The organism is Desulfosoma sp. (assembly GCA_037481875.1).
GTDB lineage: Bacteria > Desulfobacterota > Syntrophobacteria > Syntrophobacterales > DSM-9756 > Desulfosoma.
The window spans coordinates 277,463-301,445 of sequence record JBBFKY010000002.1 but is presented as its reverse complement, the minus strand read 5'-3'; the positions used below and the strand labels follow the sequence as shown (position 1 = coordinate 301,445).

The following is a 23,983-nucleotide window of genomic DNA, read 5'->3' as shown; positions in this document are numbered from 1 at the left end:
AAACAACCCGTCATCGACGATGATCCTATTTAAACCGAACGTGGCGCACTTCCGCCCACTTGGAAAGAAGCCCTTCCTTATAAGGTGCATCGGGGCTGACCGATGAAACGGCATAATGATAGACCTTGTTGGGTTCCACCTTGGTGTCCGTGAAAGGAGGGTTTTTAAGAGGCTCCGCGGTGAGGCGAATAATAGTTTTGCCCTCTCGCCGATACACATGATACCCGGCCACAGGAAGAGGACATTCCGTCCAGTGCACTTCCATTTTTTCGCCAGCGGGAACAGCCCAAACGGTCTTAGGCGGCGGAGGGGGGACCTTTTCGGGGGCTTTGGTAAAGGTGCTTTCCGTCCACGGCCCGAAAACATCGGCATCCAGAACTCGACGGGCCGATCGTACTCGATACTGATAAAGCCGTTGCGGCTCCACGGAGGTATCCAGATAACTGTTTCCCTGAAACAATTCCGGATTCAAGGGCTCCCAGTCCAGTCCTTTCAAACGTCTCTCGATAAGAAAGAACAATTGCGGATCCGGCATCTTGGCTGCCGCTGTCGGGGCATCCCAACGGACCAGAAGGCCTCGGGAATCGGCAAGTGTTTCCACTTTCTTGAGGGGTCGCGGCTCCGCGGTTACATGGACACGCACTGATGCCGAAAGGGATACGAGCCGTTCCTTCTTGTCCATAATGCCGATCCAATAACGATAAACCTCCTCAGGTTTTGCGGATGTGTCCGTCCATCGGACCACGTCTTGTTGCACTTGCCATGGGCCGTGGCTCGAAGGATCGATGCGCACCAGGGTTTCTACAGCTTCCGGAGGGCATTCGCTGCACTGAGCCCGTTGCAGATCCGAGTGTTCCCGTTGCACGACAAACAAAAGATCCCCGGGCTGTCTCTTTTGCTGAAAGATCTGGGGAATGGGCCAGGAAAGTTCCACATGCCCGTCCACCACTTGGGCTCGAATGTTGACCACCTGAGGCGGCTTTTCAAGGCCTGTGGGCCATGGCGACGTTTTTTTTCCGCAGGAGCCTGCCGCAAAAACCAGGGCGAGCATTAAGGGAGTGCGAAACAGCCACGTCCTTCCGGATTTGCCGAGATTTAAAGGACATACGCGCATGATGGCATCCTCTATCATGACCGCCTCGGGCGCTCAACAAATACCGAAGCCACCGAGCTCAAGACATATGCGGTGCATCGGCATGGAGACGCTCAAGCCGTTTCGTGGTCTCAACACGCACCGCACCGATGGCTTCCCGGACCCTTTGTGGGCTTGTCCCTCCTAAGGACAGACGCCGTTCGACGGCGCTTTGCAATGTGAGCAGCCCGAAGAGATCCGCATCCAAAGCCTTGTGAAACTTCTTGAGTTCCTCCACGGTACAGTCCGTGAAATCCTTACCGAGTCTTTCGCAATGGTGCACCAGTTGTCCGACCACATGATGGGCTTTTCGAAAGGGAACACCTTTGCGCACCAAGTAGTCCGCTATCTCCGTGGCCAGGGCATAGCCCTGAGCCGCGGCGGCTTCCATGCGTTCCTTGTGAAACTTGAGTTCTGGAAGCATCTTGTTGAAGACGGCCAGAGTCTGACGCACCGTATCGGCCGTGTCGAAAGCGGGTTCCTTGTCCTCTTGAAGATCTCGGTTGTAAGTCAGGGGTAGGCTTTTGGTAAGGGTGAGTAAAGCCATAAGGTTTCCATAAACGCGGGCGCTTTTCCCGCGCATGAGTTCCGGAACATCAGGGTTTTTCTTTTGAGGCATAATGCTGGAGCCGGTGCAGAAGGCATCGCTGATCTCGATGAATCCGAATTCCGAAGTGGACCACAGAACCAGTTCTTCCGCAAAACGGCTCACGTGCATCATCAGAATGGCCGCAGCCGCACAAAATTCAATCAAATAATCACGATCACTGACGGCATCCATGCTATTTCGCGTAATCGCCGAAAAACCCAAGGCACGGGCGGTCCTTTCCATGTCGATGGGAAAGGTGGTGCCTGCAAGAGCAGCACTCCCCAGAGGAAGCACGTTGATCCGTTCATAACACTGAGCAAGACGCGCTTCGTCTCGAAGAAACATTTCCACATAGGCCATGAGATGGTGGGAAAGGAGCACAGGTTGTGCATGCTGCAGATGGGTGTAACCCGGCATGATGATGTCGATGTTCTTTTCCGCCAGCTCGGTCAAAAGACTCACGGTTTCCAAAAGAAGCCGCCGACATTCCAGAACCACATCCCGCATGTAAAGCCTAGTGTCCAAAGCCACCTGATCGTTTCGGCTGCGGGCGGTATGCAACTTTCCGCCTACCTCGCCGATCTTTTGCATGAGCCTTTGCTCGACGGCCATGTGAATGTCTTCCTGGCCGGCATTGAGAGGCAATTCCCCCCGTTCAATTTCCCGAAGAATTTCCCCTAAACCTTGGATAATCTGGGACGCTTCTTCATGGGCAATGATGCCGCATTCGGCGAGCATACGGCAATGGGCCATGCTCCCTTGAATGTCGTATCGATAGAGACGTCGGTCAAAGTGAATGGATGCCGTGTACTCTTCCACCAGAGAATCGGTGGGCTGTTCAAATCGGCCTTGCCACATCTTTTCAGACATGTGTTCGTCCTTGTGCGCGGCTTTTCACCAAGTTTTGGACTCGAAGGCGTAATCCCTGCAATCGAATAAATCCAGTGGCGTCGCTTTGCCGATACACATCTTCTTCTTCAAAGGTGGCCAATTGCGGATCATAAAGGGACTGGTTCGACTTTCTGCCGATGACGGTGCAGTTTCCTTTGTAGAGCTTCAAGCGAACGGTGCCCGAGACATTTTCCTGGGAAGTGTCGATGAGGCTTTGCAAAGCCACCCTTTCGGGCGCATACCAAAAGCCGTTGTAGATCAGTTTGGCGTACTGAGGAATGAGAGAGTCTCTAAGGAACATCACTTCCCTATCCATGGTAATGGATTCCATGGCTCGATGCGCGATACGCAAAATGGTTCCGCCTGGCGTCTCATACACACCTCGCGATTTCATGCCCACAAACCGGCTTTCCACCACGTCCGCTCGTCCGACACCATGACGACCGCCGATGCGGTTAAGGGTCTGAAGCAGAGTTGCCGGTGTCATGGCCTGCCCGTTGATTGCGACAGGATCCCCTCGAAGGAAGTCCAATTCCAACACTTCCGGTTCGTCCGGGGCTTCACGAGGGTCCACTGTAAGGGTGAACATGGACGGGTCAGGTTCCCTCCATGGATCTTCCAAAATGCCTCCCTCGTAGCTGATATGCAGCAAATTTGCATCGCAGCTATAGGGCTTTTCGGGAGTGACAGGGACGGGAATACCGTGTTTATGAGCAAAATCCAAAAGGGCTTGGCGGGATTTGAGGTCCCATTCGCGCCAAGGGGCGATGACTTTAAGATGGGGAGCCAGGGCGGTGTAGGTGAGTTCAAAACGCACCTGATCGTTGCCTTTTCCGGTGGCGCCGTGACTGACCGCATCGGCGCCTTCTTCCTGAGCGATTTCCACTTGTCTTTTGGCTATGAGGGGCCTGGCGATGGCCGTTCCCAAGAGGTACTGTCCTTCGTAAATGACGTTGGCTCGAAAAGCGGGAAAGACAAAATCTCGAACGAATTCTTCTCGAAGATCCTCCACACGAGCCTTGACGGCTCCAGTGTTCAGGGCCTTTTGTTCGATGGCCTTGAGGTCGTCCCCTTGGCCCAGGTCGGCTGCAAAAGCCACGACCTCGCAGTCATAGGTTTCAATAAGCCACTTGAGAATGATCGAAGTGTCCAAGCCTCCGGAATAGGCCAAAACCACTTTGCTTGTGCCCATGATCGTACGGTTCTCCTTACCATGTGGGTCTGGGTTCTCTATCGTTTTTTTCTCCTTGTAGTTTCGTAAAACCCACCGAGAGACGTCCTACATAACGGATGATTGCGCATTTTGACAAGAGATACTACGATGTGAGAAGCCATCGAAGCAGCGCGGCCTGTGCGTGCAGCCGGTTTTCCGCTTGATCAAAAACAACCGATTGCGGCCCTTCCAGAACGTCTTCCGTAATTTCTTCACCTCGATGGGCCGGAAGACAATGAAGGACGATAGCATCCTTGGGCGCTTTGGCCAACAAAGCGGCATTCACCTGGAACGGCTGAAAGACCTTGCGACGTTTTTCCGCTTCGTGTTCCTGTCCCATACTGGCCCAAACGTCCGTATTAATCACAGTCGCTTCCTTGACGGCCGCCCCAGGGTCCTCGTACAAGCCAATGTCAGCGATCCCTTCGCGACGGGCTCTTTCGAGCACCTGAGCTGACGGCCAGTAACCTTCCGGACAGGAAATGTTCAATCGAAAACCCAAACGCGCCGAAGCGTTGATCCAGGAATGGGCCATGTTATTTCCGTCTCCGATCCATGCCACCACTTGGTCATCGACTCGCTTTTTCTTTTCCGCCACAGTCATGAGATCGCTCAAAACCTGACAGGGATGACAGAAGTCCGTCAACCCGTTGATCACGGGAATGGAAGCGTAGCGTGCCAGAGTGACCACGTCCTGGTGATCGTAGGTTCGCACCACCAAGGCATCCAGATAGCGGGACAAAACCCTTGCCGTATCCGAAAGAGGTTCCGCCCGTGAAAGTTGGGTATCCTGAACACTCAAGAAGGTGCAGGCTCCGCCGAGCCGATGCATGGCGCATTCAAAAGAAACCCGCGTTCTCGTGGACGGTTTGGTAAAGAGGAGCCCAAGGGTTTTTCTTTGAAGCACAGGTTCCAGGGATCCTCGAGACCAGTCCTTTTTCAGCTCAAGGGCTTGATCGATGAGGAAAAAGATCTCATCTCGAGTCACATCCCAAAGGGAGAGAAAATCTTTTTTCATGGTGTCCACTCCTTGAGCACCGTGTCAAGCACATCCACAAGGCGGTCGATCTCTTCCTTTTCGATAACCAAAGGCGGCACGAAACGAAGTACCGTTTCATGAGTGCAATTGATCAAAAAACCCCTGCTTAGGCATTTCTCTACCAAGGGCTTTCCGGGTCCGGCCAGTTCCATGCCCAGCATCAATCCTCGGCCTCGAACGTCCATAACCTTTTCCGAATGCCGTGCTTGAAGCTCTCTAAGTTTTTCCAAAAAATACTGTCCCTTCTCCCGAACGGCGGCGAGGAAGGGCTCTTGAGCGATGATTTCCAAAACCTTGCCGGCGGCGGCCGTAACAAGCGGAGTGCCCCCAAAAGTGCTGGCGTGACTTCCCGGCGTAAACGCTTGGGCCGCTTGTTCCGTGGCCAGCATGGCCCCGATGGGAAGCCCGTTCCCCAAGGCTTTGGCCAATGTCATCACATCGGGAGAGACCAGAAATTGCTCGTAGGCAAAAAGGGTTCCCGTGCGTCCCATGCCCACCTGTACTTCGTCAAAGATAAGCAACACGTCCCGCTCCGTGCACAGGGCTCGAAGCTCCCGGAAATACTCGCTATTTCCAATTCTTACGCCGCCTTCACCCTGAATGGGTTCCACCAGCACGGCACACACTTGGGGGGTCATGGCACGGCGTACGGCCTCGATATCGTTATAGGGCACAAAATGAAAACCCTCCACAAGGGGTTCGAAACCTTTGTGCACCTTTTCCTGGGCCGTGGCTGAGAGAGTGGCCAAGGTACGGCCGTGAAAAGAATCTTCCATGGTGATCACATGAAATCGCCCCGGCCCGTATTTATCGCGGCTGTACTTTCGAGCAAGCTTGATAGCGGCTTCGTTGGCTTCCGCACCGCTATTGGCGAAGAAGACTCTGTCCGCAAAGGAATGGCGCCGTAGTGCGTCGGCCAGTTCCACCTGAGGGCGTGTGTAAAACAGATTGGACACATGCACCAGGGTTTCGGCTTGACGACAAATGACTTCGGTGACTTCCGGATGACAATGGCCGAGGTTGCACACGGCAATCCCCGCCACAAAGTCGATGTACTCCTTGCCGTTGGTGTCCCACAGCCGGCTGCCTCGGCCTTTTTCCAAAACCACGGGGTAACGCGCGTATGTGGAACAAACGACGTGATCGCACAATTCCATTACGGCCTGTGTCATGAACGGATCCTTTCCTTGAATCTTCTGGAGGGTCGAGAAGGGATGATTTCTGTGCCGATTCCCGAGTCGGTAAACAGTTCCAAGAGGACGGCATGGGGAATACGTCCATCAAGAATAGCCACCTTTTTCACGCCTCCCTGAACAGCATCCATGGCGCACTGCACCTTGGGAATCATCCCCCCTTTAAGCACCTCATCCTGAATGAGTTCCGCCGCTTCAGCCACGGTAAGGCTGGAAATGAGTTCCCCTGAAGCGTTGAGCACGCCGGGAACATCAGTCATGAGGACCAGTTTTTCGGCGAAAAGTGCCGCCGCCACCTTTCCGGCCACCAGATCCGCGTTGATGTTGTACGTTTCCCCGGCTTTTCCTACCCCTACAGGCGCAATGACAGGAATGACATGGCTTTTTTCCAAAACTTCCAGAATTTCCACATTGACTCGTTCCACTTCTCCTACCAGGCCGATGTCTATGATTTCCGGCGGCTGATCATCCCCTAGGTATTTGAAAAGGTGCATCTTTCTCGCTTCAATGAGCATGCCGTCCTTGCCGCTCAACCCAATGGCACGCCCTCCATGGCGATTGATCAGAGCCACAATCTCCTTGTTCACCTTCCCGGCCAGGACCATTTCCACCACATCCATGGTTTCTTCGTCGGTAACACGCATGCCTTCGCGAAAATCGGACTTTTTGCCCACTCGGTCCAACATACGTCCGATCTGAGGTCCTCCGCCGTGGACCACCACAGGGTGAATGCCGATGTATTTCATGAGCACCACGTCCTGAGCGAAGCTCTCTTTTAAAGCTTCGTCTTTCATGGCGTGGCCTCCGTATTTGATCACCACCGTTTTTCCCGAAAACTGACGAATGTAGGGTAGGGCCTCGATAAGTAACGCGGCGGCATCTCGCATCACGGCTGTCTTCCTCCTTGCCGAGTCAAGCTCTGTCTAGAGAATATAGCGGCTTAGATCTTCGTCCTTGACGATATTCTCCAAGGTTTGTTTCACGTAGTCTCGAGTAATGTGAAGGGTTTGTCCTTTGAGTTCCGGAGCATTGAAGGAAATGTCCGAGAGCAGCTTTTCCATGATGGTGTGTAACCTTCGAGCTCCGATGTTTTCCGTTCGTGCGTTCACCTGATATGCGATTTCCGCGATTTCTTCGATAGCCTCATCGTCAAAAACCAAGGTCACGTCTTCCGTGGCCAGAAGGGCGATGTATTGTGTGATCAAAGCATTTTCCGGTTCCTTAAGGATGCGCACGAAGTCTTCTTTCGTGAGGGACTGAAGTTCGACACGAATTGGAAAGCGACCTTGAAGCTCGGGAATCAGTTCCGAAGGCTTGGCGATATGGAAAGCCCCGCTGGCGATAAACAAAATATGGTCTGTGCGCACCATGCCGTACTTGGTGGTGACCGTGGATCCTTCCACAATGGGTAGAAGGTCACGCTGCACACCTTCTCGAGAGACATCAGGTCCATGGGTGCCTTCACGCCCGGCGATCTTATCGATTTCGTCGATAAAAATGATGCCCGAATGTTCCACCCGTTCAATGGCTTGCCGGATGACCTTGTCCATGTCGATGAGTCTCTGGGATTCCTGTTCCACCAAAATTTCACGAGCTTCGGGAATTTTTACCTTGCGCCGCTTCGTGCGTCTGGGAAGCATCGAGCTTAGCATTTCGCGAAAGTTAAAATCCATTTCCTCCATGCCGGCGCTGGCGAAAAGGTCAAAGACAGGTACGGAACGATCTTCCACTTCCAATTCCACATAACGATCGTCCAGAGCCCCTTGGCGCAGCATTTTTCGAAGTTTTTCTCGTGTGGCATCAACTTTTTGGGCCTCGTCCACATCCTGCCTCGTTTCCGCCGCATCCTGGGCTCGACTCTGTCCCGACACACCTCGTCTTGACGGGGGCAGAAGAATATCCAAAAGCTTTTCTTCCGCCAGTTCCTCCGCTTTAACCCGGACGGCTTCCATCTCTTCTGATCTCACCATGTTCACCGCCAGATCGGTGAGATCTCGAATCATCGATTCCACATCCCGCCCGACATAGCCCACCTCGGTGAATTTACTGGCTTCCACCTTAAGAAAAGGGGACTGGGCCAGCCGGGCCAAGCGTCGAGCGATTTCGGTTTTCCCTACGCCTGTGGGGCCGATCATGATGATGTTTTTGGGGGCGATTTCATCACGCAGGTGTTCCGGTACCTGTTGGCGGCGCCATCGGTTCCGCAAAGCAATGGCTACCATGCGCTTGGCCTCTTTTTGGCCGATAACGAATTTGTCCAGTTCGCGCACGATTTCCGCAGGCGTCAAGGGCTGCTGCATGGTGTCACAACTCCTCTATGGTAAAGTTTTCATTGGTGTAAATACATAACCGAGCGGCGATCTTCATAGCCTCTTCGACGATCGCACGTAAGGGAAGATCCGTGTGCAGAAGAAGGGCTCGAGCCGCCGCGAGGGCATAGGGCCCTCCCGAACCCACGGCCGCCAAGCCGTCATCAGGTTCGATGACATCGCCTGTGCCGCTCAAAATCAGGCATTGCGTGTGATCCGCCGCGACAAGGAGTGCTTCCAGACGTCGCAGCGCACGATCCATTCGCCAATCCTTGGCTAGTTCCACGGCGGCCCTTTTGAGATTACCGTTGTATTGCTCGAGTTTGGTTTCCAGCCGCTCAAAAAGCGTAAAGGCATCAGCGGTCGCGCCGGCAAACCCGGCCAAAATCTGATCATGGTACATTTTTCGCACTTTACGAGCCTGTTGCTTCATGACCGTGTCACCAAAGGTAACCTGGCCATCTCCGGCCATAACCACGTGATGGTCTCGATGAATGGCCAGGATGGTCGTTCCATGGCATCGAGCCCATGGAGTGTGCGATGAGGGTTGTGGAGTCATGCATCTCCTTTCCGGCATCAGGGGCCAAGGCCTTGTTCGAGAAAGATTTCTTTCTGGGATCGCGACCGTGCCGCCTGCATCGTAAGCGGTCGAAGGCCGCCTTCCATGAAACATTCGCGTAGAGGCGAGGCGGCGCCTTGCCCCTAACTAGAGCCTTCGATGCAGGGTCTTTTTCGTTCCCGGCCGGCCTCCTAAGGTGTTTCTTTGCGGCTTCGAGGATGTGCCGCGTCATAAACACTCATTAAATGGTCCAGATCGACCTTAGTATATCTCTGCGTGGTGGAAAGACCGGCGTGCCCCAGCATTTCCTGAATACTTCTGAGATCCGCCCCGGAACTTAAAAGGTGCGTGGCAAAACTATGGCGAATACCATGGGGGCTTAAAGGGCGCCATTGGCCGGCATCCCGAAGTCTTTCCGTCAGAAGACGACGCACGGAACGATCCGACAACCGAGTTCCTCGAACGTTGAGAAACAAGGCTTTCGCATCGTACGGCCCACGCCACTGGTTGTAAAAGGCTTTGAAGTAGCTGCCGATGGCTTGCAACGCTTTGGACCCTATGGGCACAATGCGTTCCTTGGATCCTTTGCCCAATGTACGCACCAAACCCTCCTGCATGTCCACATGGTCGCGGTTGAGTCGAACCAGTTCTCCAACACGCAGCCCGGTGGAGTAAAGCGTTTCAAAAAGAGCCCAATCTCGCACTCTGGTCCAAGGGGCGGAGGGGGCTTGGGCTTTTTTTTGCAAGTCGTTAAGGAAACCGACCATATCATCCACATCAAGAAAGGACGGGAGCGTGACATTTACTTTAGGAGAACGCAGGGATCGAACGGGATTGGATGTCAGTTCATACCTTTCTGTCAAAAATCGAAAAAAGGATCGGTATGTTGCCAGGGAACGCGCCTGACTGCTCTTGGCGAGACGTGGATGCCTGTGAAAAACAAAGCGGCGTAAGTTCGTTTCGGAGAGGTCTTCCATCTCAAGACGCGACCGCCCCAGAAGTTTTCCGAGATAAAGAAACCACTGGGCCAGGTCGGCTCCATAACTTTTTACCGTAGCCTGGCTCAAAGCCCTTTGGGACGCAAGAAATTCCAGAAAATTATTAAGCGCCGAAACCGCCGGCCCCTCAAGGTCCTCAAAGACCCGTTGGAGCAGAGACGCCGATGGCTTACTCATGGAAACGCTCCTGCATTGGCCCGGAAAAGATTGCACCGTCGAAAAACTATAAAAAATCAGAAAACTCTCTCAAGAGAAAGACTTTTCTTGCTTGGCCGTAGAAAAACCCCGCCTTGACTCTTTCCCATGCCAACTCGGGATTGTTCTTGACTTTTCAGCCGGGCTTCATCTATGTACGTCACTTGTGCTTTTCCTCGTAAAGTCCGCGGCGACACTGACCGTTTTCGCCACAAACACCGCAACGGTTCGGATTCGGCCGGTGATACGCCGTTTTATGGTTTTCGAAAAGCATCGAAGACATGGCTCCAGATTACGGGGCACAGGCGCAGAAAGGAATGACACATGAGCGAATCTGTCGGCAAGGTTCGAACGTTTGCCATTATTTCCCATGGGGGAGCGGGCAAGACCTCCTTGGCGGAGGCTATGCTCTTTACGGCGGGTGTGACCACACGCTTGGGCAAAGTGGATGACAACACTTCGGTCATGGATTTTGAGCCGGAAGAGGTGAGCCGTAAGATCACCATCAGCACGGCCTTCAATACCTTTCCATGGAAAAAGCATTCCTGCACCGTCATCGACACTCCGGGTGATTTCAACTTCATTGCAGAAACAAAGAGTTCCCTGCAAGGGGCGGATGCGGCTCTGGTGGTCGTGGATGCCATCGACGGTGTCAAGGTCCAGACGGAAAAGGTCTGGGAATTTGCAGAAGAGTTGCATTTGCCGCGTATGATCTTTGTGAGCAAGATGGACCGAGAACGGGCCGATTTTGTAAAGACGGTGGAAAACATTCGGCATCAATTAGGTTCTCGATGTGTGCCCTTGACCGTGCCTATCGGCAGCGCGGAGAACTTTCAGGGGGTAGCAGACGTCCTTACAGGCAAAGCCTTTATATACAACCAGGGTGACACTGGCAAATTTGAAATCAAGGAGGCGCCTTCGGATGTTCTGGAATTGGCGGCTCAGTACAAAGAAATGCTTGTGGAAAACGTCTGCGAAGCCAACGACGCTCTTTTGGAAAAGTATCTGGAAGGCCAGGAATTGACTCAGGAAGAAATCATCGGAGGATTACGTGGGGCTGTCATCGCCGGGCGTTTGATCCCTATCGCCTGCGGTTCCGGCGTCGGCAATGTGGGCACGGCGCAGGTGCTGGACATTATCGTGGACTGTTTTCCGTCCCCTTTGGATCGAGGAGCCAAGAAGGGTAAGTCCCTGGATGGCGGCAGCGAAGTGGTACGAGAACCCGACCCTACGGCGCCCTTTGCAGGCTTGGTTATCAAGACCATCAGCGATCCTTATGCCGGACGTCTTTCCGTGCTACGCATCTTTTCCGGAACCATGAAGCCCGATGCCACCGTTTATAACAGCACGAAAAAATCCAAGGAACGTTACGGGCAGTTACTGCGCATCAAAGGAAAGGCGCAGGAAGGGATTCAGGAAGCGGGCCCCGGCGACATTGTGGCCGTTGCTAAACTCAAGGAAACCACTACGGGAGATACTCTTTGTGACGAAAAGAATCCCGTTGTGTTTCCTTTCCCCGAACTACCCGCTGCCGTTTATTCTTTGGCCATCGAACCCAAGAGCAAAGGGGATGAAGAGAAGATTTTCAGTTCGCTGGCCCGGCTTATGGAAGAAGACCTGGCGCTCAAGCTGGAACGCAATGATGAGACCAAGGAAATGATCCTTTCGGGCATGGGTGAAATCCACATCGAAGCCACCATCGACAAGCTCAAACGTAAATTTGGCGTCGAGGTCAACCTGCGTCTTCCTAAAGTGCCCTACAAAGAAACCATTAAAGGGAAAGCCCGGGTGCAAGGCAAATATAAGAAACAAACCGGAGGACGTGGCCAGTACGGAGACTGCTGGATCGAAATGGAACCCTTGCCCAGAGGAGAAGGCTTTCAGTTCGTGGACAAGATCGTGGGGGGTGTGATCCCCAGACAGTACATTCCGGCCGTGGAAAAAGGTATTGTGGAAGCCGCTCAGGAAGGTGTTGTGGCAGGGTATCCCGTGGTCGACTTCAAGGTGGATCTTGTCGATGGGTCTTACCACGCCGTGGATTCGTCGGAAATGGCCTTTAAGATCGCCGGGTCCATGGCCTTTAAGAAGGCTGTGGCGGACGCCAAGCCCACTTTGCTGGAACCAATCGTACATTTGGAAGTGATCATTCCAGACGATTGTCTCGGGGATGTCATCGGAGATCTCAATTCCCGGCGCGGGAAGGTCCTGGGAATGGACAGTCAGGGGAACAAGCAGATTGTGCGAGCCCAAGTGCCTTTAGCGGAAGTGCTGAAATACGCGCCGGATCTGAGATCCATGACGGCGGGCCGAGGCATGTTTTCCATGAAATTTTCACACTACGAAGAAGTGCCGGCTCAACTTCAAGAAAAGATCATCGAAGCGGCAAAAGCGGAAAAAGCGGAAAAGGGTTAATGAGTTTGCTGCGTCGTTTCCCTGGTTTTTTCGAAGCGTTTCGTGGCGCCAAGGAAGCGTGAATCCTCCTTTTGAAATGCTAAGCGGAACCCAGGTGCGGGTTCCGCTTTTCTTTTCCGCTTTGCACCCAAGACGCCTTTTCCTTATCCGCAAAGTTCCGTATAAATACCCCATGCAGGCGCGTGTAGCTGTTCGCGGGTCTTGTGAAACGTCAAGAAGGTTTGAGGAAGACTTTCAGACTTACGATGGAGAAGATGCATGACAGAGGAGTCGAAGACAGCGTCACGGGAAACCCGCGAAAGGGACCGACTTCCCCTGGCCATGAAGATCCAGAACATGACCGTTTCTGAACGCATCAAAATGGCTCTTGTTGGCAACAAGGAAGCACGGACCCTTCTCATTCAGGACCCTAACCGTGTGGTGCAGTTGGCCGTCTTGGACAACCCCAAAGTCACACAGTCGGAAGTGGTGGGGTTTGCCAATTCCAGAAATATCAGTGACGAGGTCTTGCGCAAGATCGCCGAAAATCGAGAATGGTCCAAACTCTACCCCGTGCGCTTGGCTTTGGTAAAAAACCCCAAAACCCCTGTAGGTATCGCCCTCAAAATGGTTTCCACACTCATCCCTCAGGATTTGAAAATTCTTGCCAAGAGCAAGTCGATTTCCAGTGTGATTGCTCAAGCGGCTCAACGCCAGTTGCAACGAGCCCAAAAGTGAAAACATAAAAAGGAGGGCTTAAACGTGTCCTCTTTTCGAAAAACCATGGCTGTCATCACAGTCAGTGACAAGGGAAGTCGCGGAGAACGCGAAGATCTTGCAGGGGCGCAGCTCTGGCAACGGTTGCATTTAGAAGGTTTTATCGGAGTGTGGCGCACTGTGGTAGCGGACGAGTCCGCCGCCATTCAGCGTGCCCTTTTGGAAGCCGTGGAACACCATGGGGCAGCTCTTGTTGTCACCACAGGCGGCACCGGCGTTTCCCCAAGGGATGTCACGCCCGAAGCGACCGCCGCTGTTTGTGACCGGCTTGTTCCAGGCATGGCGGAAGTCATGCGCCTGGAAAGCCTTAAAAAGACGCCGAACGCCATGCTCTCTCGTGCCGTCGTCGGCATTCGAGGTCAAAGCCTGATCATCAATTTACCTGGTAGCCTCAAGGGATGCCTTGAAAACCTGGAGGTCTTGCTTCCTGCGTTGCCTCATGCTTTAGCAAAAATTCAAGGAGATTCCACTGACTGCGGCGGGTGAAAAGAAAAAAGGACGCGCTCCGGCGCGTCCTCTTTCTAAGCCTATCCATGAAGACCATCGTCAAGGCCTCAGTCATTCTCCCCTTCGCCGACCGTTCCCACCTGATTTCTTTTCGCCGCATAGCTTTCGCGAACGGCCCGTTTTTTAGCTTCATACTCGTTGCAGATCTCTTGAATCTCTTCGTCAATTTTTTTCACCTGGGCTTCGGCCTCGTCTACGTGTCGCATTTGGGTCATCACAGCGGGATCCGATATCAAGGACTCCTGCCCTTCCTTAAGCATGGCATAAACCACGGAACCCAATCCACTGTAAGCTTTGGTAAGGTTTTTTCGGCTCTTGTTCACCGCAAACCGCTTCATTTGGGTCTTCAACAGCTTCATTTTCCATAAATACACGATGGTCCCGTACTCCAAAACCCAATAGCCCATTTTGGTCAGTATGGAAATGACGCTTTGAATCACTCCGCCCATCCGTTCCTCCTTTCACCCGCATCCTCTAAATTCCAATCCATGATTCGTCGAAACCACTCCGCCATTCTGGCCAAATGGGACCCGGCCCAGTACACGCGCTTGCAGGAAGGGCATCGACTGAAGGAAGGCGCCGTGGCATAAATATATTCCGGCACACATAGCGCCACCTCTTCCTTTGCCACATCCTCCAGAACACTGTTGCACCGTATGCATCGACTGAAAGGGTCCGTCTCTTTTGGCTGAATCAGTCCGGCCTGAGCCAATTTGCGAAACTGTTCTTCAGGCCGAGTCGCCTCGCAGAAAAAAACACCAGGAATATGCCGCCAGCGCGTGTTGCCTGTGACAATAACGATTCCTTCGTCGCGCAAGGCTTGGATCTGAGAGGCGTTTTCAATGGAGCCGTAGCGTGCGTCATAGCCTAAGATACGTAAGCATTTTGCCACCTTTCCCAGCATGCGATCAACAAAAAATCGTTTTGGAGCTTTCATGGTCTCGCCCTCAGGCTTTTTCTGCCTGTCGAGAAATCGACGGCCTTTTTTCTTAAACGATAGCTAATGAGGGCTTTCGGGTTCAAGGTATTTCGACAACTTGAACGGTTTGGCCCAAAGGAGGAAGTTCAAAGTTTTCTGGGGAAAAAGATGCCGGCCGATCTAGGAACGTGCGGGTCAGTTCCACGAGCCCTGTAGGGCCATGAAAGGTCAAAGAGCTCGGAATATCGCGGTCGTTACCCTGAGCCTCGTAACGAAAAAGGACGGAAAGAGAGGTACCGGCTTCGGTAAAGTCCATGCCGCATAACCGTTCCTGATCGGAACACAGGGTTAAGAGTCTTCGCCATTGGTGTTGAGATTCCTTGGCAGCCAAAACCACCGTGCCGTCCTGAAGCCTTCTTGGTAAGGATCCTTCAAGAACTTTTTCAGACGGCAATCCTAGGAGGGCTGGAGCCAATTCTGTGCCGGCGAGTGCGATTCCAACCAGTTTTTCCAGCAATGCTTCATGGCGCGTTGAAGTGTAGACGGTTTTTTCCGGCACCACCCAAAGCGTGGCCCACGAGTCCTTAAGAAGAAAAAGCCCTTGAACTTGTCCCCACGTATTCAGAATTTCCACGCGCAGTTGATCCGGTAGGGAAGCGGTCACAAGGATTTTCGCACGCCAAACCCTTTCCAGAGAGTCCGTCCATTTGGCCTGATAACCGGCTTGAAAATGACGCCAACGCTCAAGGCGTTCCAGCATGGTCTGTCGCCATTGATCAGGAGTCCAGAACGTGACAGGTTCTTGATGGTCCTTGGATGTAAGGCGAGGCACCGCGCATGCGCTTATGAAAAGGGACATGGCGCAAAAGATCGCCACGGGCAGAAAGCGCTCAACACATTTCATTTTATCTGCTGTATTTTTTCTTGAATCGTAGCAGGCTTTTCATGTCCCTTTTCCAGGGACTTTTCATAGGCTTGTTGTGCTTCCTGCAATCGGCCTAAAGCCTTAAGAATGTCTCCATAGTGTTCCAAAATGATGGGGTCGTCAGGAACCAATTCCAAGGCCTTGCGAATGACTTCCAGGGCTTTGATATGGTTTCCCATGCGGTAGTGAACCCAGGCAAGACTATCCATGATGTAACCGTCTTGAGGCTCTTTTTCCAAGGCGCGTTCAATGAGTTCTTTGGCTTCCTCAAGGCGAACGCCTCTGTCTGCATACGTGTAGCCGATGTAGTTGAGGGCACCCGCATGGTCTCGTTCCAGACTGAGAACTTTTTGCATGACTTCCAGGGCTTCGTCTTTACGGTCCATGCGGTCCAAAACAATGCCCTTGCGGAAAAGGAGCACGACGGTTTCTCCTCCTACGGTGAGACCAGCATTGAGGGTTTCCAAAGCCTTGGTGAAATCTTTCGTTTCTTCATAGAGGTATGCCAGGTAAAGATAAAAATCCACTACTTGGGGTCTTATTCGAAGAGCCTTTTCCAGGCATTGAATACCCGATTTGTGATCGTTCATCTTGGCAAAAAGAAGCGCCAAACGCATCTGAGCCGGCTCCCACAAGGGGCTGTTTTCCGGAATGAGTCGAAGGTTGACCACGGCTTGTTCCAGATCGGCGCGTTCCCCTTTTTCTTCATAGGAAGCGGCCAAGTAGTAGAGGGCTTGATCGTATTGGGGGCGATCTTTCAAGAGAGCCTGAAAGTCGGAAATCGCTTCCTGGTACTTGCGCTGCTGAAGGTGAATGATGCCGATCTTCAACCGAGTTTCCAGATCCTCGGCGTTTTGTTGAGACAGCACTTCAAGCTGTTCCAGGGCCTTGTCGTAAAGCTGTTGACGAATGTACAAATTGCTCAATCGATGGCGCGCTTGGACATGGCCCGGGTTGATGCTTAGCAGACGAAGATAGGTGGCTTCGGCTTCATCAAATCTTTCGGTCACCTCGTAAATGTAAGCGAGGTCCAAAATCGCTCGATCGAAGAATGGATTGATTTGAAGTGTTTCCAGGTACGCTGCTTCCGCCTGGTCGTAAAATTTCATGTCCAGAAAAACCCTTGCCTTGTAGTAGTGCGCCAGAGGGTTGTCTGGAAGCAGGGTCTTGAGATGCTCCAAGGCTTCTAAGGCTTCACGAAATCGGTTTTCCTGGGCGTACAAAGTTCCCAGCAGAAGATACGCATCGTGGTTGGATGGATTAAGGGTGATCACTCGCCTGTAAGCATGTATGGCCTTATCATTGTGACCTGTACCGGCGTAAAGGCGGCCCAAAAGCACAAAGGCACTTTCGTAGTTCGGATCGACTTCCACCGCTTTTTCCGCCAGTTTCAGTGCCTCTTGCACCTTGCCCTGACGCACATACAGAACAGCCAGGTCCGTCAGAATGGTAGGGCTTTCAGGATCGAAAGCTAGAGCCTGTTGGTATGCCTTGACGGCCTCTTCGGGTTCATTGACCCGAAGATAGTATTGGGCTAACAGATAAGCCGCATAGGCCTGGGATTTGGGCAGTTCGGGCACGTCACCGGGAACGGTGGGTCCCGTTCGCAGACCTATGGTGCTGCAAGAACTAAGAAGCATTAGGCAGATGACCATCAAATAGGTATGCTGTGCGTGCCGCATGCGGACTTTGCCCTTTGAGCGTGAGAGATAAGTCGATCTGGGAGTTATGGACGTTGTCACGTATCACATTTGATGAGAACCGTCAACGTTGAGGCAGAACCGATGGAATACCCACGACTCCGTTTTGGTTTGGAAGCGGTTCCCGTGCAACATGCAGGGCGTTCTTACATCTTGTTGAGAGACCGCCTTGGATACAATGAGAAACCCCTGCTCCTTCATCCGGAGTTTGCCCCGTTTCTGGTCTTAATGGACGGGCGGCATTCCATTCGCGATATTCAGGCTTACTTCTTGCGCCGAACAGGCCAACTTCTCTACAGCGAACAGATTGAAGAGGTGGTTCGCCTACTGGATGAAAACCTCTTTCTCGACAATGAGCGTTTTGCCGATTGTGTGCAGAGGGAAACCCAGAAGTTTCGAGAAGACCCTGTGAGGCACATGCGCCACGAGGGAAAGAGTTATCCGAAGGAACCTGAGGAACTTCGGGCGTTTCTGGATGCCATGCTTCGGGCCGGTCTTCCCCTTGTTGAAGGCACCAGCCGTGAAGAATTGATGGGTTTGGTGGCCCCACACATCGACCTGAAGGCAGGATCGACTACCTTTGGCTGCGCTTTTGCAGCACTCACGCGTATGGAACCTCCGGACGTATGGATCGTCTTGGGGACAGGTCATGAACCCATTGAAAATGCTTTCGCCGTCACCCTGAAGGATTTCGAAACACCCCTTGGACTCGTTGCCTGTGATCGGGATCTTGCTTCAGAAATCGTTCGACGAGCCCCGCGGGACGTCCTGGCAGGGGAATATGCTCACAGCAGGGAACACACCATCGAGTTTCAGGCGGTCTTTCTCGCACACGTGCAACCCGAGGCTCTACTGGTACCTGTTCTGTGTTCTTTTGGAGTGGAAAAGTGGGACTCTCAAAAACCGGAGATAGACAAGTTTTGTGAGGTCCTGCGTCAGGTGTCGGAAGAGTCGCGGAAATCCGTGGGTTTTTTGGCCAGTGTGGATCTGGCTCACATCGGCCCAAGGTACGGTGACGATTTTCGGCCCAATCGTCTGACCGTGCAGGAACACATGGAGGCGGACCGAAAGCTTTTGGAGACGCTGGTAAATCCGCATTCCGAAGCCTTTATGGAAGAAATTCTTCGAGACGGCAACGGTCGTAAGGTTTGCGGTGTTCCTCCACTTTATGTGTTGAGCCGCGTGCTTCAGGGCAAAGCCCAAGGCCGAATCCTTCATCATGATCATGCCGTCGTGGATTCACAGGGATCTTTTGTCACCTTTGCAGCCATGGCTTTCGTGCCCTTAAAGTCGCCTGCATCCTGAAAACCGTTACGGCCCTCAATTCCAAGCCCCGCAGGACCGAACCCACACGCCCGCCCCAAGGTAAACCATCTGTAGGGGCGGACCGACGTGTCCGCCCTGTATCCCTTTCATGGAAACCTACATCTTCCCTGCACACTCTTCGCCGGCCTTTCACGGTTCATGTTCCGGGGAAAAGGTCGTCACATCGTCTAGGCTGGGCGCATCGGTTAGAAGCATGACCAGTCGATCTACACCAAGAGCGATCCCCGCGGCCGTATCTAAAAAATCCAGGCTTTCCAAGAATTTTTTTGGCCAAGGATATACCTCACGGCCTTCGTCGGATCGACGAGCAAGCGTTTCTTGAAATCGTTTCTCCTGCTCATGGCGGTCCGTTAATTCCGAGAAACCGTTGGCCAGTTCCACGCCGGCCCAATAGAGTTCAAAACGTTCGGCAACCCACACATCCTGGTGTCTGGTGAGCCGTGCCAACGCTGCTTCCTCGGGTGGGTAATCATAAAGAAAAGCGGGTCGCGGAAAACCTAAACGAGGTTCAATATGATTGACGACATCTTCGGTGAATCGATCGGCATCGTAGTGCGTCCAGGGATCCCAGCCCGCCCATTTTTGAAAAGCAGTACGTACCGTCCAGCGATCCCACGGCTTAAGCACAGACAACTCATGCCCTTGGTAGAGAAAACGCGGATATTGTCCCACGTAGCGGCATACGTGGACCAGAAGATCTTCGCAGTCTTTCATGAGCGCTTCATAGTTTTCCCTTCGCCGGTACCATTCCAGAAGCGTGAATTCAGGATGGTGACGCTTTCCTCTTTCTCCCTTTCGAAAGACAGGGCAGATCTGAAAAATCTTATCGTAGCCGGCGGCGAGGATCCGCTTCATATAAAGTTCAGGGCTGGTTTGTAGATACCATGCTTCGGAACGCACCGCGTCGATATGGCATTCGGGAGCAGGGGCAGGAGTGCGCACGGGGGTTTGCACTTCCAGGAAACCGCGTTCCACAAAGAAGAGCCGTATCCCGTGAAGGATACGGCCCCGCATTTCCAAACGGCCGCGTTTAGCGGCAAGAGCCTCGAGGGACGTCATCAGCTGGAAGCCTTTACCCTTTCCACGTAGGTTCCTGTTCGTGTATCCAGCTTGAGTACATCGCCTTCTTCAATGAAAAGAGGCACCTGAATCTCGTAGCCCGTTTCCAGAGTCGCGGGCTTAGTAGCTCCCGAAGCCGTGTCTCCTTTAACGCCCGGATCCGACTTGATGACTTTCAATTCGACAAAATTAGGCAAAGAAATGCCTATGGGAGAACCTTTGAAAAAAAGCATGTCTACGTGAAGGTTTTCCGTAAGAAAATTCTTGGCATCTCCGACGGACTCTTCGGTAAGTTCCACCTGTTCATAGGTGCTCGTGTTCATGAAGTGGTACCGGTTGCCTTCTTTATAAAGGAACTCCATTTCCTGTTCGTCCAAGTCCGCGGCCATGAATTTATCACCCGAACGGTAGGTGCGATCGAATTGGGTGCCTGTAATCATGTTACGTAATCGGCACCGATACAGTGCCTGGCCTTTACCAGGCTTGGAAAATTCAAAATCCACGATGAGGTAAGGTTCTCCGTCGATTTCCAGTTTCAGACCCTTTCTCAGGTCGCTTGCCGTCAATGTGACACCCATGGTCTTCGTCCTCTCTGCCGTTTCTTTTCAGTTGACCTCAAAACATCGGCGCATCATACAGAGCACAAGAAAGGTTGGTCAAGAAGGGAGGTAAAGCTTCATGAAAAATGGCGCCGAAGAGTCGAAAATTTCGCTATGTTTTTTAGGTGTGGGTGAGGCGTGCGACGAAACCCAGCCTAACACCAGCCTTCTGGTTCGAGCTCGGCAGGCGGATACCATTTCCACGCCCGTTGAGATTCTTCTGGATTGTGGCTTTTCTGTGCCGCATCGCTATTTTGAGGTGAGTGCGAATCCCGAATCTTTGGATGTTCTGTGGGTTTCTCATTTTCATGGAGACCACTTTTTCGGGATTCCTTTATTACTGCTGCGTTTTTGGGAAATGAAAAGACTGAAGCCGCTCGTTGTGGTCTCTCAGCCCGGCGCGATGGATAGGATCTTGCAAGTCATGGACCTCGCATACCCTGGGTTTGTAAAGAAGCTCACTTATCCTCTGGAAGAAGTGGTCCTGGCAGAGGGAAACACGGTTCATGTGTGCGGCACCACGTGGCGCGCAGCCTCGACGGAACACGGGCAGAAAAATTTCAGTGTGCGTGTTGACGGTCCTGGGTGGTGTTTGTTCTACAGTGGGGACGGTCGTCCCACGACGGAAACGCAAATTCTGGCGAAAGGCTGTGATTTGGCGGTTCATGAAGCTTTTGTGCTCAACGGCGAAAATTCCGTAGCCGGCCACGGCACCATCAACGGGTGTTTGGAATGGGCACGAGCGGCGGGCGTTCGTCGGTTGGCTCTGGTGCACATTCAAAGGGATGTCCGCCGAAAACATTGGCGTGAGATTCAAGAAACGACCGCCGCCTGTGAGGACCTGGACGTGTTTGTTCCCACTTCAGGCGATACAATCCATTTGTAAGGGTGTATTCAAGGCGCGAAGAAAGCCTCTTTGCCGGACATGTACGAAGCCTTCGGGCGGACATGTCGATCTAGGAGCTTTCCCAAGAATTCTCAAGACCAAGGTTTTTTATGGCGTTTGAAAGTAGGGGCGAGGACCGGCCTCGCCCCCACAAGCGTGAGATCGTTTCTTTTGATTCGACAGCTAAAATTCGATGCCTTTTTGAGCTTTGATGCCTTGCTCGCGATAGTGGTGTTTGAGTGACACCATTTCTGTGACGCAATCGGCCATGGCACAGAGATCCCTCGGGGCGTTTCGGCCGGTGATCACCACATGACATCGAGGTGATCTTCGCCGCAGACCTTCAAGGACATCGGCGAGCGGAAGAAATCCGTGGGAAAGCACCACATTGAGTTCATCAAGAATAACAAGGTCATAATGGTCCGACATGATGGCCTGCAAGGCCTTTTCCCAACCTTGGCCAGCGAGGGCGCGGTCTTCGTCTGGAGAGGCCTTTCGCCAGGTGAAGCCTTTTCCTAGAGTCACCCATTCAACCGTTGGCAAAGCACGCGCTGCGGTCTGCTCTCCCGAGGGCCAGGCACCTTTGATGAACTGGAGGACCAGCACACGCATGTGATGGCCTGCAGCGCGCAATGCCAAGCCTAAGGCGGCCGTAGTTTTTCCCTTGCCGTCCCCGGTAAAGACCATCAGGAGGCCTCGGGTCGTCATGGGCTTTTCTTTCGGCTATTTTTCTTCACCGATCCTGATACCGTTACTGGGGTCCTTATGCAGCTCAAAGGCATCGTGCAGGACTCGTACGGCCAGTTCGGTATATTTTTCGTCGATCACGCATGAAATCTTAATTTCGGAGGTGCTGATCATGTGAATGTTGATGTTTTCCTTGGCCAATGCATTGAACATGACACTGGCCACGCCCGTATGGCTGCGCATTCCCACACCGATGATGGACACTTTGGCGATGTTGGGATTGCCGTGCACATAACCGGCACCAATTTCCTTGGACACTTTTTCTGCCAAGGCCAATGTTTTTTCATAATCGGCCTTGGGCACCGTAAAGGAAATGTTGGCGCGACCCGGCACTGCGCTGCTTCCTTGAATGATCATATCCACATTAATACCGGCTTCCGCAATGGGGTGAAACAATTTGAAAGCCATACCCGGCACGTCGGGCACATCGGTGACTGTAACACGTGCTTCTTTCTTGCTGTACGTGATCCCTGAGACCACGACCTTTTCCATGTCCGCATCCTCCTGGGTGACAAGCGTTCCCGGATCGTCTGTAAAAGATGAGCGCACCCAAATGGGCACGTTGTATTTCATGCCGAATTCCACAGAACGTATGTGCAAAACCTTGGCGCCCATACTGGCCATTTCCAGCATTTCTTCGTAGCTGATGCGTCGAAGCTTGCGGGCTTTGGCATACACGTTGGGGTCCGTGGTGTAAACACCTTCCACATCGGTATAGATTTCGCAAGCATCAGCTTTCAAGGCCGCTGCCAGAGCAACGGCTGTGGTGTCCGAGCCCCCGCGCCCCAGAGTGGTAATATTGCCCTCATCGTCATAGCCCTGAAATCCGGCCACCACGACAATCTTTCCTTCCCGAAGCTTTTCCACAACGGGCAGGGTTTCAATCCAGCTGATTCTGGCATGCCCATATTGGTGATCGGTGATGATCCCGGCCTGGTAACCCGTCATGGAAATGGCCTCAAAGCCCATGTCTTTGACGGCCATGCTGAACAGCGCAATGGTGACCTGTTCTCCAGTGGCCAAGAGCACATCCAATTCACGGGGATCCGGGTGGGGACTCATTTCGTGCGCCAGAGCAATGAGTCGATCCGTATCGCCGGCTCGGGCCGAAAGAACCACCACCAAATCGTCTCCAGATTTTTTTCGCTCAACCACCCGTTTCGCCACCGAACGAATACGTTCTACATCGGCGACGGATGTTCCGCCATATTTTTGCACGACCAAAGCCATTTCAGGGAATCCTCCTTTGTACGATCTACGCCCTCAAGGCCTATGGCTTTTAGCACAACTTGTTTGTGTTTCAAGGGAAATGTTCGTGCTGCAGCCGTCGAGAACTTAAGAGGGCGGATGCTGCAGCCACAGGGGAGGCGTCGGCAAGCGTGCAGCGGTTTGAAGTCGTTTCAGGAATTCCGAACGAGGAATTTCCCGGGCTCCCAGGCGTTTGAGATGCCCTGTGGTGACCTGGCAGTCAATGAAGGCGTCGTCCAAGGCCTTGAGGCGTTCCACAAGATGGACCAGAGCCACTTTGGACGCATCCGACACGAGGCTGAACATGGATTCGCCGAAAAAGACACGGCCCAGGGACACACCATAGAGGCCTCCCACAAGACGTCCGTCCTGCCAAGCTTCCACACTGTGAGCCGCTCCCAGCCGATGCAGGCGGTGGTAAGCCTCGATCATCTCCGGCACAAGCCAGGTCTCTTCGCCTTTACGTATGCGCACCAAAGCACATGCCTCGATGACGGCTCGAAAAGCCGTATCAAAGGTGATGCGAAACCGACCTTTTTTCAGCACGCGGCGAAGGCTGTGGGAAATTTTCAATTCTTGGGGAAAGAGCACAAGTCTTGGATCTGGAGACCACCACAGGATGGGGGTTCCTGGAGCGTACCAGGGGAAAATGCCCTGACGATAAGCTAAAAGAAGCCTTCGAGGGCTTAGGTCTCCTCCAACGGCTAAAAGACCGTCAGGATCCGCCAGTTCGGGCGGTGGAAACACCAGGTCTTCATTGAGGCTGAAGATCGTCATGACG

General features: G+C 52.9%; 23 protein-coding genes. 5 read left to right on the top strand and 18 right to left on the bottom strand.

Annotated features, from left to right (window positions below; translation table 11 throughout):
• Positions 1-25: 25 nt before the first annotated feature.
• From WHS46_04140 to WHS46_04100, 9 genes are all read right to left on the bottom strand, one after another.
• Positions 26-1,114 carry a hypothetical protein gene (locus tag WHS46_04140; protein MEJ5347864.1) on the bottom strand — a complete coding sequence of 363 codons (1,089 nt, stop codon included), beginning with the start codon at positions 1,112-1,114 and terminating at the stop codon, positions 26-28.
• Positions 1,115-1,172: 58 nt separating this feature from the next.
• Positions 1,173-2,591, bottom strand: a complete 1,419-nt coding sequence (gene argH, locus WHS46_04135) for an argininosuccinate lyase (protein MEJ5347863.1) — start codon at positions 2,589-2,591, stop codon at positions 1,173-1,175.
• Positions 2,584-3,804 (bottom strand): argininosuccinate synthase, encoded by a 1,221-nt coding sequence (locus WHS46_04130; protein ID MEJ5347862.1) that lies wholly within the window; start codon positions 3,802-3,804, stop codon positions 2,584-2,586. Before WHS46_04130 ends, argH begins: the two co-directional genes overlap by 8 nt.
• Before the next feature lie 124 nt (positions 3,805-3,928).
• Positions 3,929-4,843 (bottom strand): ornithine carbamoyltransferase, encoded by a 915-nt coding sequence (argF, locus tag WHS46_04125; GenBank protein MEJ5347861.1) that lies wholly within the window; start codon positions 4,841-4,843, stop codon positions 3,929-3,931.
• Positions 4,840-6,036: an aspartate aminotransferase family protein gene (locus tag WHS46_04120; protein MEJ5347860.1), complete on the bottom strand. Its 1,197-nt coding sequence runs from the start codon at positions 6,034-6,036 to the stop codon at positions 4,840-4,842. The genes argF and WHS46_04120 overlap by 4 nt, the downstream gene beginning before the upstream one ends.
• Positions 6,033-6,944 carry an acetylglutamate kinase gene (gene argB, locus WHS46_04115; GenBank protein ID MEJ5347859.1) on the bottom strand — a complete coding sequence of 304 codons (912 nt, stop codon included), beginning with the start codon at positions 6,942-6,944 and terminating at the stop codon, positions 6,033-6,035. The genes WHS46_04120 and argB overlap by 4 nt, the downstream gene beginning before the upstream one ends.
• A 36-nt stretch (positions 6,945-6,980) precedes the next feature.
• The gene (gene hslU, locus WHS46_04110; GenBank protein MEJ5347858.1) at positions 6,981-8,357 is read right to left on the bottom strand and encodes an ATP-dependent protease ATPase subunit HslU; all 1,377 of its coding nucleotides are present in this window, start codon (positions 8,355-8,357) and stop codon (positions 6,981-6,983) included.
• Positions 8,358-8,361: 4 nt separating this feature from the next.
• The gene (gene hslV, locus WHS46_04105; protein MEJ5347857.1) at positions 8,362-8,925 is read right to left on the bottom strand and encodes an ATP-dependent protease subunit HslV; all 564 of its coding nucleotides are present in this window, start codon (positions 8,923-8,925) and stop codon (positions 8,362-8,364) included.
• A gap of 191 nt (positions 8,926-9,116) precedes the next feature.
• The gene (locus WHS46_04100; protein MEJ5347856.1) at positions 9,117-10,100 is read right to left on the bottom strand and encodes a tyrosine-type recombinase/integrase; all 984 of its coding nucleotides are present in this window, start codon (positions 10,098-10,100) and stop codon (positions 9,117-9,119) included.
• A 342-nt stretch (positions 10,101-10,442) separates the two neighbouring features.
• On the opposite strand from WHS46_04100, the gene fusA reads away from it, so the two are divergent.
• The 3 genes from fusA (at position 10,443) to WHS46_04085 (ending at position 13,772) form a co-directional block, all read left to right on the top strand.
• Entirely contained in the window at positions 10,443-12,530 is a 2,088-nt protein-coding gene (gene fusA / locus WHS46_04095) for an elongation factor G (protein ID MEJ5347855.1), read from the top strand.
• Between the two features lie 258 nt (positions 12,531-12,788).
• Positions 12,789-13,247: a hypothetical protein gene (locus tag WHS46_04090; GenBank protein MEJ5347854.1), complete on the top strand. Its 459-nt coding sequence runs from the start codon at positions 12,789-12,791 to the stop codon at positions 13,245-13,247.
• A 24-nt stretch (positions 13,248-13,271) separates the two neighbouring features.
• Positions 13,272-13,772, top strand: a complete 501-nt coding sequence (locus WHS46_04085; protein ID MEJ5347853.1) for a MogA/MoaB family molybdenum cofactor biosynthesis protein — start codon at positions 13,272-13,274, stop codon at positions 13,770-13,772.
• A 68-nt stretch (positions 13,773-13,840) separates the two neighbouring features.
• Here the strand turns inward: WHS46_04085 and WHS46_04080 are convergent, their stop codons facing one another.
• The 4 genes from WHS46_04080 to WHS46_04065 form a co-directional block, all read right to left on the bottom strand.
• A complete protein-coding gene (locus tag WHS46_04080; GenBank protein ID MEJ5347852.1) occupies positions 13,841-14,242 on the bottom strand; it encodes a hypothetical protein in 402 nt (133 codons plus the stop codon).
• Positions 14,230-14,730 carry a Mut7-C RNAse domain-containing protein gene (locus tag WHS46_04075; protein MEJ5347851.1) on the bottom strand — a complete coding sequence of 167 codons (501 nt, stop codon included), beginning with the start codon at positions 14,728-14,730 and terminating at the stop codon, positions 14,230-14,232. Before WHS46_04075 ends, WHS46_04080 begins: the two co-directional genes overlap by 13 nt.
• Before the next feature lie 82 nt (positions 14,731-14,812).
• Entirely contained in the window at positions 14,813-15,616 is an 804-nt protein-coding gene (locus WHS46_04070; protein MEJ5347850.1) for a hypothetical protein, read from the bottom strand.
• Positions 15,613-17,319 (bottom strand): tetratricopeptide repeat protein, encoded by a 1,707-nt coding sequence (locus WHS46_04065; protein MEJ5347849.1) that lies wholly within the window; start codon positions 17,317-17,319, stop codon positions 15,613-15,615. Before WHS46_04065 ends, WHS46_04070 begins: the two co-directional genes overlap by 4 nt.
• 102 nt (positions 17,320-17,421) lie before the next feature.
• Between WHS46_04065 and amrB the strand changes: the two genes are divergently transcribed.
• A complete protein-coding gene (gene amrB / locus WHS46_04060; protein MEJ5347848.1) occupies positions 17,422-18,642 on the top strand; it encodes an AmmeMemoRadiSam system protein B in 1,221 nt (406 codons plus the stop codon).
• A gap of 150 nt (positions 18,643-18,792) precedes the next feature.
• Here amrB and epmA read toward each other — a convergent pair whose 3' ends face one another.
• Positions 18,793-19,722 (bottom strand): EF-P lysine aminoacylase EpmA, encoded by a 930-nt coding sequence (gene epmA, locus WHS46_04055; protein ID MEJ5347847.1) that lies wholly within the window; start codon positions 19,720-19,722, stop codon positions 18,793-18,795.
• Positions 19,722-20,300 (bottom strand): elongation factor P, encoded by a 579-nt coding sequence (gene efp, locus WHS46_04050; GenBank protein MEJ5347846.1) that lies wholly within the window; start codon positions 20,298-20,300, stop codon positions 19,722-19,724. Before efp ends, epmA begins: the two co-directional genes overlap by 1 nt.
• Before the next feature lie 100 nt (positions 20,301-20,400).
• Between efp and WHS46_04045 the strand changes: the two genes are divergently transcribed.
• A complete protein-coding gene (locus WHS46_04045; GenBank protein ID MEJ5347845.1) occupies positions 20,401-21,207 on the top strand; it encodes an MBL fold metallo-hydrolase in 807 nt (268 codons plus the stop codon).
• Positions 21,208-21,390: 183 nt separating this feature from the next.
• Here the strand turns inward: WHS46_04045 and cobO are convergent, their stop codons facing one another.
• The 3 genes from cobO to aat form a co-directional block, all read right to left on the bottom strand.
• Positions 21,391-21,915: a cob(I)yrinic acid a,c-diamide adenosyltransferase gene (cobO, locus tag WHS46_04040; GenBank protein MEJ5347844.1), complete on the bottom strand. Its 525-nt coding sequence runs from the start codon at positions 21,913-21,915 to the stop codon at positions 21,391-21,393.
• A 15-nt stretch (positions 21,916-21,930) separates the two neighbouring features.
• Positions 21,931-23,184, bottom strand: a complete 1,254-nt coding sequence (locus tag WHS46_04035; GenBank protein MEJ5347843.1) for an aspartate kinase — start codon at positions 23,182-23,184, stop codon at positions 21,931-21,933.
• A 105-nt stretch (positions 23,185-23,289) separates the two neighbouring features.
• Complete coding sequence (gene aat, locus WHS46_04030) at positions 23,290-23,979, bottom strand: leucyl/phenylalanyl-tRNA--protein transferase (protein MEJ5347842.1); 690 nt, start codon at positions 23,977-23,979, stop codon at positions 23,290-23,292.
• Positions 23,980-23,983: the final 4 nt, after the last annotated feature.